The sequence below is a fragment of the Candidatus Neomarinimicrobiota bacterium genome, from assembly GCA_017656425.1.
Classification (GTDB): domain Bacteria; phylum Fidelibacterota; class UBA2242; order UBA2242; family B5-G15; genus JACDNV01.
The window spans coordinates 132,203-146,974 of the sequence record JACDNV010000009.1 but is presented as its reverse complement, the minus strand read 5'-3'; the positions used below and the strand labels follow the sequence as shown (position 1 = coordinate 146,974).

Sequence of the window (14,772 nt, the reverse complement as noted above, 5' to 3'; positions counted from 1 at the left end):
ATAGTTTCAAACTCACCCTTACGGTAAAGAGAATCTATTTTTTCTTGCTTCTCTTCTTCAAGTTTTCTAATAGTACGTTCCCTGTAAGTCAGTAGCTCTTTTACCTTCATCTCATAATAGGGAAAAGCCCAGAGCTTTATCGTGTTATCTCTAGAGCCAGAAACTATATACTCCCTATCCGGAGAAAAAGCTACAGATAACACACCGTCTTTGTGCCCCTCAAACGTCCTCAAACACTCACCAGTCCATACAGACCAGAGCTTTATCGTCTTATCCCCCGAGCCAGAAACTATATACTTCCCATCCGGAGAAAAAGCTACAGATAACACAACGTCTTTGTGCCCCTCAAACGTCCTCAAACACTCACCAGTCCATACAGACCAGAGCTTTATCGTTTTATCCCACGAGCCAGAAGCTATATACTTCCCATCCGGAGAAAAGGTTACAGAGTACACCCAGTTTTTGTGCCCCTCAAATGTCCTCAAACACTCACCAGTCCCTACAGACCAGAGCTTTATCGTGTTATCCCACGAGCCAGAAGCTATACACTTCCCATCCGGAGAAAAGGTTACAGAGTACACCCAGTTTTTGTGCCCCTCAAATGTCCTCAAACACTCACCAGTCCCTACAGACCAGAGCTTTATCGTGTTATCCCACGAGCCAGAAGCTATACACTTCCCATCCGGAGAAATGACTATAGAGTACACAACGAATTTGTGCCCCTCAAACGTCCTCAAACACTCACCAGTCCCTACAGACCAGAGCTTTATCGTCTTATCCCCCGAGCCAGAAACTATATACTTCCCATCCGGAGAAAAAGCTACAGATAACACAACGTCTTTGTGCCCCTCAAACGTCCTCAAACACTCACCAGTCCCTACAGACCAGAGCTTTATCGTCTTATCCCTCGAGCCAGAAACTATATACCTCCCATCCGGAGAAAAGACCACAGATTCCACCCAGAAGTTGTGACCTTCAAATATCCTCAAACACTCGTCGTTTTCAGCTTCCTGGGGAAGGCAAAAACTGATTGCTGCAAAAAGAATTATAAAAACCCCTATAGAGGTTAAATTCTTAACCCCATTAAACCACCGGGAAATCATGATAACCTCCGATGTATTATTACTCTTTCCTATCCAGCCATTCTTTTGGAAATTTAAAATTTTATAGGTTAAATCCAATAGAATTTTCCGATCCTTTCAGTACAGCTCATTCACAAGGTATACATTTGGTAAAGTTAATGTAATTGAGGGAGAAAAGAAAGATTAATAGGATAACAGATGAGAGATTGATAGAAGAGAATTAAACGAGAGGTCTCTCCTCGGATAAGTATTGATGTATATGATAAAGGAAGAGTCCATAATAGTAAGATATTGCCAACTAATATCCGAAGGATCCCTATGGGAAAAAATATGAAAAATAATTATCTTATAGAGACCCTTCGGATAATTTATATAGGGAAGTGATGGGGTTAGCCTCAAATAATGGAGCTAGTAAGAATAGTAGTTCTTGATCTTTTCAGAACATATTATTGTAAAATGTGTAATCAAAGTGTATACTATGTTCCCGAATCAGACATTTCGCCCCTTTTATAGAGCCTATCCTGTATTAAAATTGCTTGTATAACACGAGTAGGTGACAGTTTTATAATAATTAAGTGCAACTTTATTAGTTATTCAAATATTATGATATAAAGATAGCAAGTATAAATTTATATTACCGCTTCCTCGATATGAGCAAGAAAACAGGTGACGTGGTAATCTGCTTTGCAAAGTTCAAGTGATATTTAAGAATCACCACCCCACATTCATGAATAAAATTCTTTTCAGCAGCAAAATACCTCACTAACACTTGCCGTCGCAAGGTAAATAAAAACAAAATATTGTTATACTCCATTTAAACCATATAATATGTTCAATATTTTTTTAAGCTATCTATTACTTTAAAAAGCAAATCCTTCAGTTCATCAACGGATAGGTCTTTAAAATTTTTATACGGTATAGGTTTGCCAATATTGAACTTCACAGTTCCGGGTCTGATATTCCAATCGCCTTTTGTTTTAACTTTATATAGCCCATTTATTGCAACAGGCAATATGTCGACTCCTGCATCTTTTGCAAGATAAAACGCTCCTTTTTTAAATTCACCAAGACTGCCATCAAGAGTCCTTTTTCCTTCAGGGAACATTATTACAGACTTACCACTCTTTATCTCGGATATTGCTATAGATAGACTTTTCTTTGCTTTTCTTATATCACCTTTTGCTATCGGAATATTTCCCCATTTCCTTATTAACCACCCCCATACAGGCCAGGAAAAATGTTCGTCAAGTTCAATTGCTACGAAATATAAAGGGATATAACCGGCACAGATGAATACATCCAGTAAACTTTCATGATTACAAAGGATAAGATAATTCTTATTTCTATCGATATTTTGAAAACCCTTTACTTTTACCCTCACTCCGATAAAAAATAACAGAGCCATTGATAAAATTCTCAAAAGCCCTAATAAATGCCTTGGTTTGAGAAAATGTAACCCAACAAACCCTAGTAAGGCTATCAGAGAAAATATATAAAGCCCATTAAACCATAAAATAATATTTCTCAATATCCTATACATAAATATATTATCAATTAAACATTACAACAAAAATTAACTCTATACTATATTAATAAAAAGTATAAAAAAGTTTTAACTTTAATCAGTTTAGATTAAATTGTAATTAACATATAATGAGGAGGTAATGGCAAGACATTTATTATTATCTCTTATAGTTTTGGTAATTAGGATTATTATAATTATCCTGATTAAAAACGATGTATATACTGAAATAATCCCTGCTTCTCTTACATCAAGAATGTTTGTAACTATACCATCTGTCTTTGACATAGCCATTGCAATTTTCATCATATCAACATTAGCAAGAAAAAAAGAAAAACTGCAGACAGATGTCATTTTCAAAACAATTCCAAGAGCTTTATCCATAATAATTTTCCCAATTTCTGCTGGACTCCTGCTATTCAATTTCTATGATGGGATATTTTTCTCAGAAGCATTTAATTATCCCAATATTATAAGATTTATTAGCTTTGTTCTTACATTCAGGGTTTTTAACCTGATTCTCGATAATATTGATGAACTGGAGATAAAAAGTAAAAGGTTGATACAGCTTATTTACACAATCGGTCTATTACTGCCACAGGACATAGTTAAATTTATGCCTCTACACATGAATCTAATATCTTTGCTTTACAGTCCCGGCACTCTGATTTTACTCTCAACCTTCGCTTTTAGAAAGTATTTATCTGAAAAAAGAATAAGGCAATTTGTTTTCGGTTCGGTGCTCGGCTTAATTACAATTATCTTCCCTTTCGGTTTAAAATCTAATAACATTATTATAATGATCTTACCAATTGCTTCATTATGGATTGGTTCTATCGTCATCAGAACAGGGAAAAAATATTTGATAGCAGCTGCTCTTCTATCATTTATTCTGATAAGTTCTTCTATCAACTTTATTTTCCCTTCTCATAAAACTAAAAAGACTGACCTAAAGACTTTAAGAGTAGGAGATTTAATCTTCAGATACAGAGATGAAAGAGTAAAAGATATTGGAATAAAATTTTTAAAAGTAATAGAAGCTGCCAATAGAGTGTCAAGGGAAACTTTCGGACTCTCTCCCAATGTCAACGAATTAACCATTTATGGCATAGGACATGGTGGACTACACGCCACTTTCCCCAGAAGTATCGTGGGTAATATTCCCTCAGAAAACGTCATAAAGAATTTCAACGATAAAGAATATTTAGAAAATGATTCAGCTAATTTCATAAATATTGATCCCATTAACTTTATTCTGTATAAATACTCCTATCTTTACGGAATAATTGAATATTATCCATGGATGATCGGTCCCGAGATTGAGGGGTGGACGTGCTTTTCCGCAGTTGTACTATCAGGATTGATTCACAAAAAGTACGGTGATAAGCTGTGGGACCCACCTCATAACTACGCATTACTGTCAGAAAAAATTTATAACCGTAGCCTAAAGGGTATGCATATGCTTTGGTACAACTCTTATGCGTGTACAGGTTTCAATCTTTATAATGATCTTGCAAAAATCGTAGGTATCGTCAGATTATACAAAGCCAGGTGGCAGCTGACGGAAAGAAGAATAAAACCTTACTACATAAAATCTGACCCTAAAAAGGCAAGAGATTTTATACAGTTATTTGGAGAAAAATACTTTAAAAAATACTTTAATGCGGGAAGTGCTAGATTCTCGGAATTATATCCGAAAGATGAATATATAAAATTCCTATCATTGTTAGGGGTAGAAGAGAACCTTGCAAGTAGTTTATATGAGAGAATTAAAAACAAAAGTGTTAACATTTCTATAAGAAATCCGAAGCCTTATCAAGGATTTATAGACTTTCTTATTTCTCTATTAGCTGGATCTTTTATTGTTTCATTAGCCCAGAGATTAAAGGAAGAAAAATAAATTTAAGAATTTTTTATTTTATTAAAATTTTCCCATAGTATTTTACTAAGTTTTTTAGATTCTTCTAAAACGAGTTCTTCATCTATGGTATAAAACGTACCTTTCTCGTATATAATTTTTCCTTCTTTAAAAACAACCATTGCCTGGCTATCATACATACCAAATGCAGCATGAGAAAAAAGTGTCTCAGAATTAAACTCTGTAAGCGGTACATAATCAAAAATCACAATATCTGCTGGAGCACCTTTCTCAAGAACACCTTTTTTTCTCCTAAATATCTTTGATGCAAATTCGGAGTTTGTCCTAAATAAACTGTTTGACAAAACCTTTATAATTTTTTCTGAAACAGTTCCAGATTGACGCTGGGACAGATATGTTGCCCTCAGTGTATGAAGCATACTCGATGTTATACCATCTGTTCCGAGACCAAAGGGAATATCTTTATATTTCTTAATATTAAAAACACCATAACTGTTCCTCATATTAGACTCTGAATTACATACTGTAACAGCACCACTTTGTTTTAAAATCTTGTAATCTTCATCACTTAAGAAAAGACCATGTGCAAGGATCGCCTTATCTGAGATAAGATTAAATTTATTTAGTCTGTCAACAGGACCTTTATATCCAATCTGCTGGCAATAATCTAGGTCGATCTGATCTTCACCAATGTGAATATGGATACCGACATCATCGACAGATATATTTTCACTTATCTCATATAGAGATTCGTCTGAAAGAGTAAAATTTGCATGTAGACCGATCATACCCTTTATATTTTTACTATATTTATATTTTTCATAAAAATTTATATTCTCATCAAGAGCTTTATATAAATTATCCTTACCATGTCTGTCAGATATTTCATAGCAAAGTGCAACATCAACACCTGCTCTTTTAGCTACCGAGGCAATCACTTCAAGTATATTTTCAATATTTCCAGGACTTGAATGATGATCAAATATAGTGATAACACCATGTCTTATTGAATCCAGCAAATTAAGAAGTACAGAAATCTGAACAATTTCAGGTGTAAGTGAAGAATCGAATTTCCACCAGAAGGATTCAAGATTATACTTCAAATCACCATATTTCATTCCTTGCATCAGGCCTCTTGAAAGTATATAATAAAAATGATGATGTAAATTGGTAAGTCCGGGGAAAATCACTCTCCCTCTTGCATCGTAGTAATCCATATCAATTCTTTTCGGAATCTTTTCAAAAACTTCCTCTTCATTACCTACTTCAACTATTTTACCATTTTCAACATATACTGCCCCATCTTGGTATACATTGCCCTTTCCGTCAAACATTGGTCCATTATAAATGATGAGAGGTCTTGTTTTTTCCATCATTATTTTTTATCTCTACGATCCACAACTACATTTTGGTAATTTAAAATCATCATTCCCACTTTTCCCAACAGTGTCTGCTGAAATTAGTTTTTCTAGTTCCTTAGAATGACATTGGGGACATTCAATTTTATCATTTCCATCTGAATATTTTAAGAATAACTCCTCAAACTTGTTCCCACAATTTTTACATCTAAATTCAAATACAGGCATAATCATCTCCATTATCTATTCATAGGTTTGATGAAACAATCTCTTAAAATTAACAAAATGGGGGCAATAATTTGCCCCCCATTTTTCAATAACTTCGGTCTGGAATTTGTTCATTTATTCCGTATTGCTGCCTGAGCTGCTGAAAGTCTTGCTATAGGGACTCTAAATGGTGAGCAGGACACATAATTCAGTCCAACTCTATGGCAGAAATCGATACTATCAGGATCACCACCATGCTCACCACATATACCAATCTTCAGGTCTGGTCTTTCCGATCTACCCTTTTGAACACCGACTTTTATCAATTCGCCAACACCTTCTTGATCTATCGTCTGGAATGGATCTTTTTTCAATATGCCTCTTTCCAGATACTCTGGTAAAAATGTCCCTATATCATCTCTGGAAAAACCAAAAGTAGTTTGAGTTAGATCATTTGTACCAAAAGAGAAAAACTCCGCCTCGGATGCAATCTGATCAGCAACAATACAGGCTCTTGGAATTTCGATCATTGTACCGACACTGTATTTAAATTCTACCCCTGTTTCTTTCATTACTTCCTTTGCTACCCTATGAATAATCTCTGCCTGATTCTTAAACTCATTCAAAATACCAACAAGAGGAACCATCACTTCTGGAAATACCTCATGACCCTCTTTTACAAGTTGTGCCGTTGCTTCAAAAATCGCTCTTGCCTGCATCTCAGTAATTTCAGGATAAGAAATCCCAAGTCTACATCCCCGGTGACCGAGCATCGGATTTGCTTCATGGAGCGAGTCAATTCTTGCCTTCAATCTTTCATAGGAGATGCCGAACTCTTTTGCTAACTCTTTTATCTGCTCGTCATTCAGATTGACAAACTCATGTAATGGTGGATCCAACAACCTTATAGTCACTGGATAACCTTCCATAACCTTAAGTATTTCATAGAAGTCTTTTTTCTGGTATGGTAGAAGTTTCATTACTGCTTTTCTTCTATCTTCCACTGTCTCAGCGACAATCATTTCACGCATAGCCATAATTCTCGCTGGCTCAAAGAACATATGTTCTGTACGACATAATCCGATACCTTCAGCTCCAAATGCCCTCGCCTGGGCAGCGTCACCGGGTCTATCAGCATTTGTCCTGACACCAAGCTTTCTAATCTCATCCGCCCATTCCATCAACTGTTTGTATTCTACATTTGTCTCTAAATTAGGTTCAACAAGCGGCAACTGCCCTTTATAAACTATACCCTTTGTTCCGTTAAGTGTAATCCATTCACCTTCTTTTATAACCTGTCCTCTTACTATCATACTCTTATTTTCAACATCTATATTGATCTCCCCTGCACCAACTATACAACACTTGCCCCAACCACGAGCAACAAGTGCTGCATGGCTTGTCATACCACCACGAGCGGTTAGGATAGCTTCAGCTGCATGCATACCGTGGACATCTTCAGGTGAGGTCTCAGTCCTTACCAGGACCACCTTTTTACCTTTTTTGAACCATTCCTCAGCATCATCTGCAGTAAAAACAACCTGGCCTGAAGCTCCACCAGGGCCTGCCGGTAATCCCTTTGCAAGAACTTCTGCGGTTAACTCTTTAGCAGGATCAACCATCGGATGAAGTAATTCATCAAGCTGAGAGGGCTTCACTCTCATAATAGCAGTCTCCTTATCAATTAATCCTTCATTACACATATCAACAGCCATTTTAATTGCTGCAGGACCATTTCTCTTGCCAACTCTTGTCTGCAACATCCACAATCTTCTTTTCTCAATTGTAAACTCGATATCCTGCATGTCTTTATAATGTCTTTCAAGTCTATCTTTTATTTCATAAAGTTGCTTATATACATCTGGCATAGCTTCCTCAAGTGTAGGAAAATCTTTATTTTCGGGATTCTTGGAATCTTCATTCAATGGATATGGTGTTCTTATACCAGCTACGACATCTTCTCCCTGAGCATTCGGCAACCACTCTCCGTAAAATTTATTTTCCCCGGTAGCAGGATTTCTTGTAAAAGCGACACCTGTTGCACTATCATCACCCATATTACCAAATACCATTGACTGAACATTAACCGCTGTACCCCAATCGTCAGGTATTCCTTCAATTTTTCTATACGATACAGCTCTTTTCCCATTCCAGCTTAAAAATACCGCATCAATTGCACCCCAAAGTTGATCATATGGATCATCCGGGAATTCCTTACCAAGCACTTCTTTTACCTTTTTCTTGAAAATATCACAGAGCTTCTTCAAATCTTCAGCTGTAAGTTCAACATCCTGTTTCACACCTTTTTCTTCTTTCATCTTATCCATTTCGTTTTCCAGCTGTACCCTGATAGCTTTTCCTTCTTCTGGCTCTACTCCTACTGCTTTTTCCATTACTACATCTGAATACATCATTATCAGTCTTCTGTAAGCATCATAGGCAAATCTCTCATCTCCTGTTTGTTTTATCAATCCATTGATTGTTTTGCTTGTAAGTCCAACGTTTAAAACCGTCTCCATCATTCCGGGCATCGACTGTCTTGCACCAGAACGAACAGATACAAGAAGCGGATTATCTTCATCACCATATTTTTTGCCCATTTCCTTTTCAACTTTTGCAAGGGCTTCCATAACCTGTTCCTTCAAACCTTCCGGATAAGACCTGTTATTTTTGTAAAAATAGGTACAAACTTCAGTCGTTATTGTAAATCCAGCAGGTACCGGTATACCAATATTAGTCATTTCAGCAAGGTTAGCTCCTTTACCCCCAAGAAGCTCCTTCATACCTGCTGAACCATCAGCTTTGCTACCACCAAAATAATATACATATTTACTCATTTTTCACCTCTCCCTATTTTAATTATCAAAAGAATCACCGCAATTTTATCGTTTTAACTGATTTTTTGCAAGTTATTATTTGAAGCGAGAATCTTAATTTATCGTTCAGTAATAATACCAGATTGTTTTATAAGCTTCTATATCCTCGTTCCTTAAATGTTTTAATCTCATTAAATAATCAAATATAGGTACATCTTTATAGTAGTAGACATCGGTATTTTTAATATTTTTTTCCCATGGATGAAATTCATAAACTCTACTACCGTCTGATAAAATCATTACTACCTTATGATCCTGAAAAGACTTTAAGTAATTTTTCCCCAGCCCTGGTACATTAAAAACCGGTTCATCTGTTCTATCAAGACCAGGTACAAGCCGTGCCTCTTCTTTTCTTTCCTGGAGTAACCTTGCAATTGGTACCATATAATCCTTGGTTTCTTCCTTCCCCTTTGTGTTAAAAATATAGTAAGGGTCTATTCCACAAATTTTTAATAATTTTCTTAATGCAACTGATTCAAAACGCCTGCTATTCGCAAAAGTGAAAACTTCCTGATTATAAATACTTATTCCTGCCTTTCTAATTTTTTTAACCGCCTTTACTACATCTGGTGTAACTTCAGATACATGCTCGAAATGTGAGACTATCGCTATTTCCCTTCTGCCAAAAATGTGATATTTATCCAGAATTCTAACAAGATTATCAGTAATTCTATATGGTAAAGTGACAATCATCCTAGTTCCAATTCTGATACGCTTTATATGATCTATTTTCGACAGTTGAGATAATAATTCTTCCAGTCTATTATCAGAAAGTATAAAAGGATCGCCACCAGTTATTAATACTTCCTCTATACATTCATTCTCTTTAATCCAACAAATAGCTTCTCTTATCTTCACCTTTGAAGCAATAGCGTTTTTATCAAATACACTATTTATCTCCCAATTTCTCTGACAATAAGTACATATTTGCGAACAGGTGCTTACAGGTTTCAATATCACAATTTGGGGATATCTTCTTGTTATCAAGTCAATCGGAGAAGTGTAGGCTTCCTTCATAAAATCAAATGCTGAAAATCTCTCATTCCACCTTTCAGAAAGCCTTTTCACAACCCCCAGTGTAGGTATAACCTGAGACCTTATGCTATAATCATGTTCCGTCCTGCCATTTAAATCCATTAAAGAAAGATAATATGGCGTTATCCCAAAGGGAATATTATATTTATTTGCAAGTTTTATCGCAATTCTCTCATCGGAATCAAGCTTTATCAAATCTTCAAGAGTGTCAAGCTTCGTAATTACATTCTTTAAATGCCATCTATAATCCAGCCAGTCTTCTTCCGTAGCTTTAAAATACTTTAATATCTTTTCCTTACTTTTTACCCTTAATTTAATTAGCTCTTCTTCAAGCCCACTTTTATATATCGAAATATAATTTTTAATTGTTTCTGAAAACTTATCGAGCTCCTTTGATCTCAGAAGTGATACTTCTCTTGGAGTCATATCATCAAAATTTGTCTTACTATTTAATTCTGTATTATAAACTCCAGATTTACCCGAAATACCTTTAAACAAGTGTATAAATTCATGTATAAACCCAGCTTTCACATTGGAATCAATTTTACCATCGAATATATCATATAACACATTTAAAGCACTAAAATCGGAGATTTCCTCATATAGTGGAGAAATAATGTTTTTCAATGTTCTAATACAACTTAGAGCAATATCCACCTCCAGCGGGCTCAAATCACATTCCGGTAAAAGAAGGAATCTTTCCCTTCTGTTTAAAAACTGGAATAACCGCTCTCTAGCAATATTTACTGTAGTAGATGACCGAAAAATCTCTGTAATCCAGGGATTAGATCGATATAAATTATTTAAATCCTCCCGGGTTAAATCATTGAATAAATGCGGAGTAATATTGTATTGTTTAGCATGTTTAAGATTTTGCTTATCAAATATTATTTTATTTAAATTTTTATTCTGTTTTCCCATAGCTTTTGAAGGTAAAAAATTTTAGGCAAAATTTCAATATAAAGTCTATAAATAATCGGGAAAGTTCATGCACATGGTGGTGCGATAGAATTGATTAAATTAAGGGTAATGAGTGATGAGAGCATAGCTCGTGGACAGGCTATGCTCTGTGAGATTTTTGGAAAGAGAATCACAGATAAGGAGAAAAAACATGGACTATACCGATTAGGGATCCTATGGATAGTATCATAGCCAATAACAAGTTAAAAGACAATCCAAAGGATCGCTGTGGGAGAAAATATTATACAATTTCAGAAGGGAAATGGATATCCAAACCGTTCCTGTAGAAAAACTCATATAAAAAATTCAAAAACCCTATCTAATATCAAAGAGAGCTCTCTTATATTGCAGATTATCAATGCCATTCGTTATAATCCATTATCGTACTCATCTGCCAATGATCTGGAACTCATGATCCGGCTGGAACAAACACAAGAGGTGTCTAATACCAAGTCAAATTTACATCCTCTTACTCCAGATCTATAATAGTAGAAACAGTCTCCCGACATAAAATTCCATCCGATTTGACCTTAATATCCAGCCTGAATAGAACCGATTTAATACCCCATTCTGGTATACTATAAATAAAAGTGTTATCACCCTATTTCTCCTACAAGTATTATGTTGTACTATTAGCTGGAAAAGCACCATATAATAGATTCAACATATAATCACCCAACAATTTATAAAAATAGTTCAATGTAAAAATGCTATTATAGACTTCGCTTGATATTTTGTAATTAACATTCACAAATATCTTTAATATTTTCTCACAAAAAAGTTTATTTAAAATACTTTTCAAATTTCCACAACTTATCATTATTACTAATAACGTTTCTTTTGAGTATTGGTATAGATAACGAGATATAATCAAAATTCTTTAAAGCTTCCGGATAATTGTAGTTCATTTTTGATATTACGGATATTAGTATTGTATCTATAATTGCTGAACCAGATGATTTTAAAATAGAAGCTGTATCAACCACTCCTGGAAAAATTAATCTTATATTAATAACAACTAATCTTTCTTTAAAATCTTTATAAAGATATTCAGGTAAATATTTTTTTATACTATCATTTAATGCTTCATGATAGCTGTCAGGTAAAACACTTTCATATGGATCACCACCAATAAATTTCTGGGAAATTAGTAACTTAACGTCCATGAAAAATACAATAAATAATAAAACAATTTTGATATACCTCATACTTAATACCTCCTAGATATCCTATAAACGAAATGCCACCATTTTGTTCCCCATATTAAATCAGTCCTTTCACTACGAATATAATTTATAGATTTATAATATAAAAATTGTGGATTACTATAAGGTGAAACAAGTCCTTGATTTCTATATACATATCTATAGCTTAATACTTCCGCATCAAGCCAATTCTCAGGCAGCACACCATTTTTCACCATATTTGACAACCATTTTTCCTTCGCAGAAACTTCTAAAAACTTATGATATCCGTCCTTAAATGCATTTTCATTATAAAATATCTCACCTGTATATCTATTCGTCATCCCTCCACCTCTATCACTAATATTGGGCTGATTCCATAAAGGATCATCCGAAGTAACAAATTCTCCCTTCCCAAAACTTTCTGCTATTCTTCTGTATCCTTCAAATTATTTATTTCGTTAATTCAAATATATCTGATAACGCATTATATCATGCTTATTGTTTTGTTATTTTACACTCAATGATAACATTGTATGAAACGTCTTTCTACTGACCACTTCATTAATTTTTACTTTTACCGTCAGATTAAATACGATGAAGCTTACATTTTCTTCTTTTGGAATAGGTATTGTGAGATAAAACCAGTATTCTTTACCCTCTACTCTTCTACAAATATGATATTCACTGTTAGGGCATGTTGCTACATTTATTATACCCATGTTATATCCCATTGAATATAAAGCATTAATATTTTCACCTTTCCGTAAAGTATCACCAGTTTCTGATAGAAAATATATTGAATACACCGTGGTTGTGTCTGGTAATATCAAAAACTCTTCCCCAGCCTTTAAGTGGAATTGAACGATATAAGCTTTATAACCTGGCTCATCATAACAACATACTATAAAACTGTCAAAATGACCGTGATTATCATCAGCATCGACATTCAAGTAAAGGAAAATTACAATAAATGATATCGAAATTGCTTTTCTAACTTTCATTTTTAATACTTCTTTTGTATTCCACGTACTCGGCGCTAACATTCTCAACGTTTCCAGAACCTTAATTTATCAAAAACCGACACTCCATCTCTTGCACCGGTGAAAAACAAAGGCAAATTGATCCATATCCGATCCTGCTTGAGTATGGAAGTATCTGGATAAATAAATTCTACATTGTACGAAGCCTCTATAATCATGATGTCCAACTTATCAAAATTTGTTGAATTCAGCATACATACACTGTCTACTTTACCCGAACGATTTACCAACAGCGATATAATAATTGTATCTCTTATTCCATTTAACAATTCAGGGTCCAATTGCTTTACTATTAATTCGCTAAATCTCCTCATACCTCCTTTTATATAAGGAACAGGCAGGTAATGTTGCTTAGTGAACAAACTATCTTGTTCAAAACTATAAACAAAAAAGAGCGCTAAAAACATTAATATATTCAATATTTTCCCGGTAATTGGTAGAAAAAATCTCATTTCCAGGAGTATATCCACATTTTTATATAACCGCCAATAAAACTGCTATTATGCTACCCTATTATTGACAGGATCATTATAACAAAATTATCCTTCAATCCCGTCTCCATATCTTCTTAAATTTCTCCCAGAATTTCAATTTCTTTTCAAAATATCCCCTTTTTTTACACACCATTTGTTTCATTATCACAACATTTCTAGAAAACAACTTTCCCTCTTCACCACGAGCCCTCATATACTTAATAGGGTAATTAAATTTGAAACCTGAAATTACAAACACAAGAATGCTATCGATCATAGAAGAACCCGAACTTGATACGATAGACACAGTATCAACTGACCCACTTGAATCTATACCAATGCTGAGGATAGCATACTCCTCTTTGAATAACCTACACAGATCATCTGATAAATGAGCATTCACAGAATCATTTATCTCCACAAATTGACTATAAGGCATTACATAATCATGCACATCAGGATAAACCAGATACTCCTGTGATCTTAAAATGACAAAAACAATTATAACAAAACCAATTATTAATAACTTCCTCATAATCAATACCTCCTTGGTATTCTATATATCCAATCCCATTTACCAGCTTCCCGATATTAAACTTTCATATTCCGAACAATATGGTATTATGTATACACATTCTCCTCAGATATTGCAAAAGCACTATTTAAAAAATTTTAGAAAATCCCAAAACCTCTTCCTTCTACAAATAATATCTTCTCTCAAGATTGGGATCGACATGTAAACACGATCCTTACTCCTTTTCAATAATGGATAGTAAAATTTACAATTGTAAACCGTACGTATAACAATAGAGTCAATATCCTCTGAACCAGAGGATATCAAAACATAAACAGTATCCACCTTACTCCTGGGGCTCAGTCCAACAACAATTACCATTGATTTACTTTTAAATTCTCTACGTAAATCCGGAGGAATTCTACATCTTAATTCTCTAACAACATTCGCATAGTTCGAATCTAATGAATCAAAATTAAAGAGATATGGATGTGGATGATAGACCGTCTCTCCATCTTCATTTATAAATTTAATCATAGCCTTATAGCCTTCATTTTCCTCCTGAGGCAAACCTGAAATTCTTACTTCACCAATTAAAATCATAATTAGAAACAAAATAAATATTTTCTTCATACTCAT

14 protein-coding genes are annotated in these 14,772 nt (G+C 34.5%); 2 read left to right on the top strand and 12 right to left on the bottom strand.

What is annotated here, in order from left to right:
• On the bottom strand, positions 1 to 1,103 hold a 1,103-nt coding region (locus H0Z29_07990), incomplete at its 3' end, for a WD40 repeat domain-containing protein (protein ID MBO8131439.1).
• A gap of 811 nt (positions 1,104 to 1,914) precedes the next feature.
• On the bottom strand, positions 1,915 to 2,487 hold the full coding sequence (locus tag H0Z29_07985) for a 1-acyl-sn-glycerol-3-phosphate acyltransferase (GenBank protein ID MBO8131438.1): 573 nt from the start codon (positions 2,485 to 2,487) through the stop codon (positions 1,915 to 1,917).
• A gap of 259 nt (positions 2,488 to 2,746) precedes the next feature.
• On the opposite strand from H0Z29_07985, the gene H0Z29_07980 reads away from it, so the two are divergent.
• A complete protein-coding gene (locus H0Z29_07980; protein ID MBO8131437.1) occupies positions 2,747 to 4,504 on the top strand; it encodes a hypothetical protein in 1,758 nt (585 codons plus the stop codon).
• A 2-nt stretch (positions 4,505 to 4,506) separates the two neighbouring features.
• On the opposite strand, the gene H0Z29_07975 is transcribed toward H0Z29_07980, so the two are convergent.
• The 4 genes from H0Z29_07975 to H0Z29_07960 form a co-directional block, all read right to left on the bottom strand.
• A complete protein-coding gene (locus H0Z29_07975; protein MBO8131436.1) occupies positions 4,507 to 5,859 on the bottom strand; it encodes an amidohydrolase family protein in 1,353 nt (450 codons plus the stop codon).
• A gap of 12 nt (positions 5,860 to 5,871) precedes the next feature.
• Positions 5,872 to 6,069, bottom strand: coding sequence for a zinc ribbon domain-containing protein (locus H0Z29_07970; GenBank protein MBO8131435.1), 198 nt, complete (start codon positions 6,067 to 6,069; stop codon positions 5,872 to 5,874).
• 110 nt (positions 6,070 to 6,179) lie between these two features.
• The gene (locus H0Z29_07965) at positions 6,180 to 8,885 is read right to left on the bottom strand and encodes a pyruvate, phosphate dikinase (protein MBO8131434.1); all 2,706 of its coding nucleotides are present in this window, start codon (positions 8,883 to 8,885) and stop codon (positions 6,180 to 6,182) included.
• A gap of 105 nt (positions 8,886 to 8,990) precedes the next feature.
• Positions 8,991 to 10,880: a KamA family radical SAM protein gene (locus H0Z29_07960; GenBank protein ID MBO8131433.1), complete on the bottom strand. Its 1,890-nt coding sequence runs from the start codon at positions 10,878 to 10,880 to the stop codon at positions 8,991 to 8,993.
• A gap of 90 nt (positions 10,881 to 10,970) precedes the next feature.
• On the opposite strand from H0Z29_07960, the gene H0Z29_07955 reads away from it, so the two are divergent.
• On the top strand, positions 10,971 to 11,111 hold the full coding sequence (locus H0Z29_07955) for a hypothetical protein (protein MBO8131432.1): 141 nt from the start codon (positions 10,971 to 10,973) through the stop codon (positions 11,109 to 11,111).
• 590 nt (positions 11,112 to 11,701) lie between these two features.
• On the opposite strand, the gene H0Z29_07950 is transcribed toward H0Z29_07955, so the two are convergent.
• The 6 genes from H0Z29_07950 to H0Z29_07925 all read right to left on the bottom strand — a co-directional run bounded on the left by H0Z29_07950 (position 11,702) and on the right by H0Z29_07925 (position 14,772).
• A complete protein-coding gene (locus H0Z29_07950; protein MBO8131431.1) occupies positions 11,702 to 12,127 on the bottom strand; it encodes a hypothetical protein in 426 nt (141 codons plus the stop codon).
• Positions 12,128 to 12,129: 2 nt separating this feature from the next.
• Positions 12,130 to 12,447 (bottom strand): hypothetical protein, encoded by a 318-nt coding sequence (locus tag H0Z29_07945; GenBank protein ID MBO8131430.1) that lies wholly within the window; start codon positions 12,445 to 12,447, stop codon positions 12,130 to 12,132.
• Between the two features lie 165 nt (positions 12,448 to 12,612).
• The gene (locus H0Z29_07940; GenBank protein MBO8131429.1) at positions 12,613 to 13,107 is read right to left on the bottom strand and encodes a hypothetical protein; all 495 of its coding nucleotides are present in this window, start codon (positions 13,105 to 13,107) and stop codon (positions 12,613 to 12,615) included.
• Between the two features lie 44 nt (positions 13,108 to 13,151).
• On the bottom strand, positions 13,152 to 13,460 hold the full coding sequence (locus H0Z29_07935; protein ID MBO8131428.1) for a hypothetical protein: 309 nt from the start codon (positions 13,458 to 13,460) through the stop codon (positions 13,152 to 13,154).
• 232 nt (positions 13,461 to 13,692) lie between these two features.
• Positions 13,693 to 14,154: a hypothetical protein gene (locus H0Z29_07930; GenBank protein ID MBO8131427.1), complete on the bottom strand. Its 462-nt coding sequence runs from the start codon at positions 14,152 to 14,154 to the stop codon at positions 13,693 to 13,695.
• Positions 14,155 to 14,277: 123 nt separating this feature from the next.
• Positions 14,278 to 14,772 (bottom strand): energy transducer TonB, encoded by a 495-nt coding sequence (locus H0Z29_07925; GenBank protein ID MBO8131426.1) that lies wholly within the window; start codon positions 14,770 to 14,772, stop codon positions 14,278 to 14,280.

What these genes read in the sequence shown, in the direction of transcription:
- H0Z29_07980 (MBO8131437.1), top strand. Translation starts at nt 2,747, where the DNA reads ATGGCAAGACATTTATTATTATCTCTTATAGTTTTGGTAATTAGGATT.
- H0Z29_07965 (MBO8131434.1), bottom strand. Translation starts at nt 8,885, where the DNA reads ATGAGTAAATATGTATATTATTTTGGTGGTAGCAAAGCTGATGGTTCA.
- H0Z29_07925 (MBO8131426.1), bottom strand. Translation starts at nt 14,772, where the DNA reads ATGAGTATGAAGAAAATATTTATTTTGTTTCTAATTATGATTTTAATT.
- H0Z29_07945 (MBO8131430.1), bottom strand. Translation starts at nt 12,447, where the DNA reads ATGACGAATAGATATACAGGTGAGATATTTTATAATGAAAATGCATTT.
- H0Z29_07935 (MBO8131428.1), bottom strand. Translation starts at nt 13,460, where the DNA reads ATGAGGAGATTTAGCGAATTAATAGTAAAGCAATTGGACCCTGAATTG.
- H0Z29_07940 (MBO8131429.1), bottom strand. Translation starts at nt 13,107, where the DNA reads ATGAAAGTTAGAAAAGCAATTTCGATATCATTTATTGTAATTTTCCTT.
- H0Z29_07950 (MBO8131431.1), bottom strand. Translation starts at nt 12,127, where the DNA reads ATGAGGTATATCAAAATTGTTTTATTATTTATTGTATTTTTCATGGAC.
- H0Z29_07985 (MBO8131438.1), bottom strand. Translation starts at nt 2,487, where the DNA reads ATGGCTCTGTTATTTTTTATCGGAGTGAGGGTAAAAGTAAAGGGTTTT.
- H0Z29_07975 (MBO8131436.1), bottom strand. Translation starts at nt 5,859, where the DNA reads ATGATGGAAAAAACAAGACCTCTCATCATTTATAATGGACCAATGTTT.
- H0Z29_07930 (MBO8131427.1), bottom strand. Translation starts at nt 14,154, where the DNA reads ATGAGGAAGTTATTAATAATTGGTTTTGTTATAATTGTTTTTGTCATT.
- H0Z29_07970 (MBO8131435.1), bottom strand. Translation starts at nt 6,069, where the DNA reads ATGCCTGTATTTGAATTTAGATGTAAAAATTGTGGGAACAAGTTTGAG.
- H0Z29_07960 (MBO8131433.1), bottom strand. Translation starts at nt 10,880, where the DNA reads ATGGGAAAACAGAATAAAAATTTAAATAAAATAATATTTGATAAGCAA.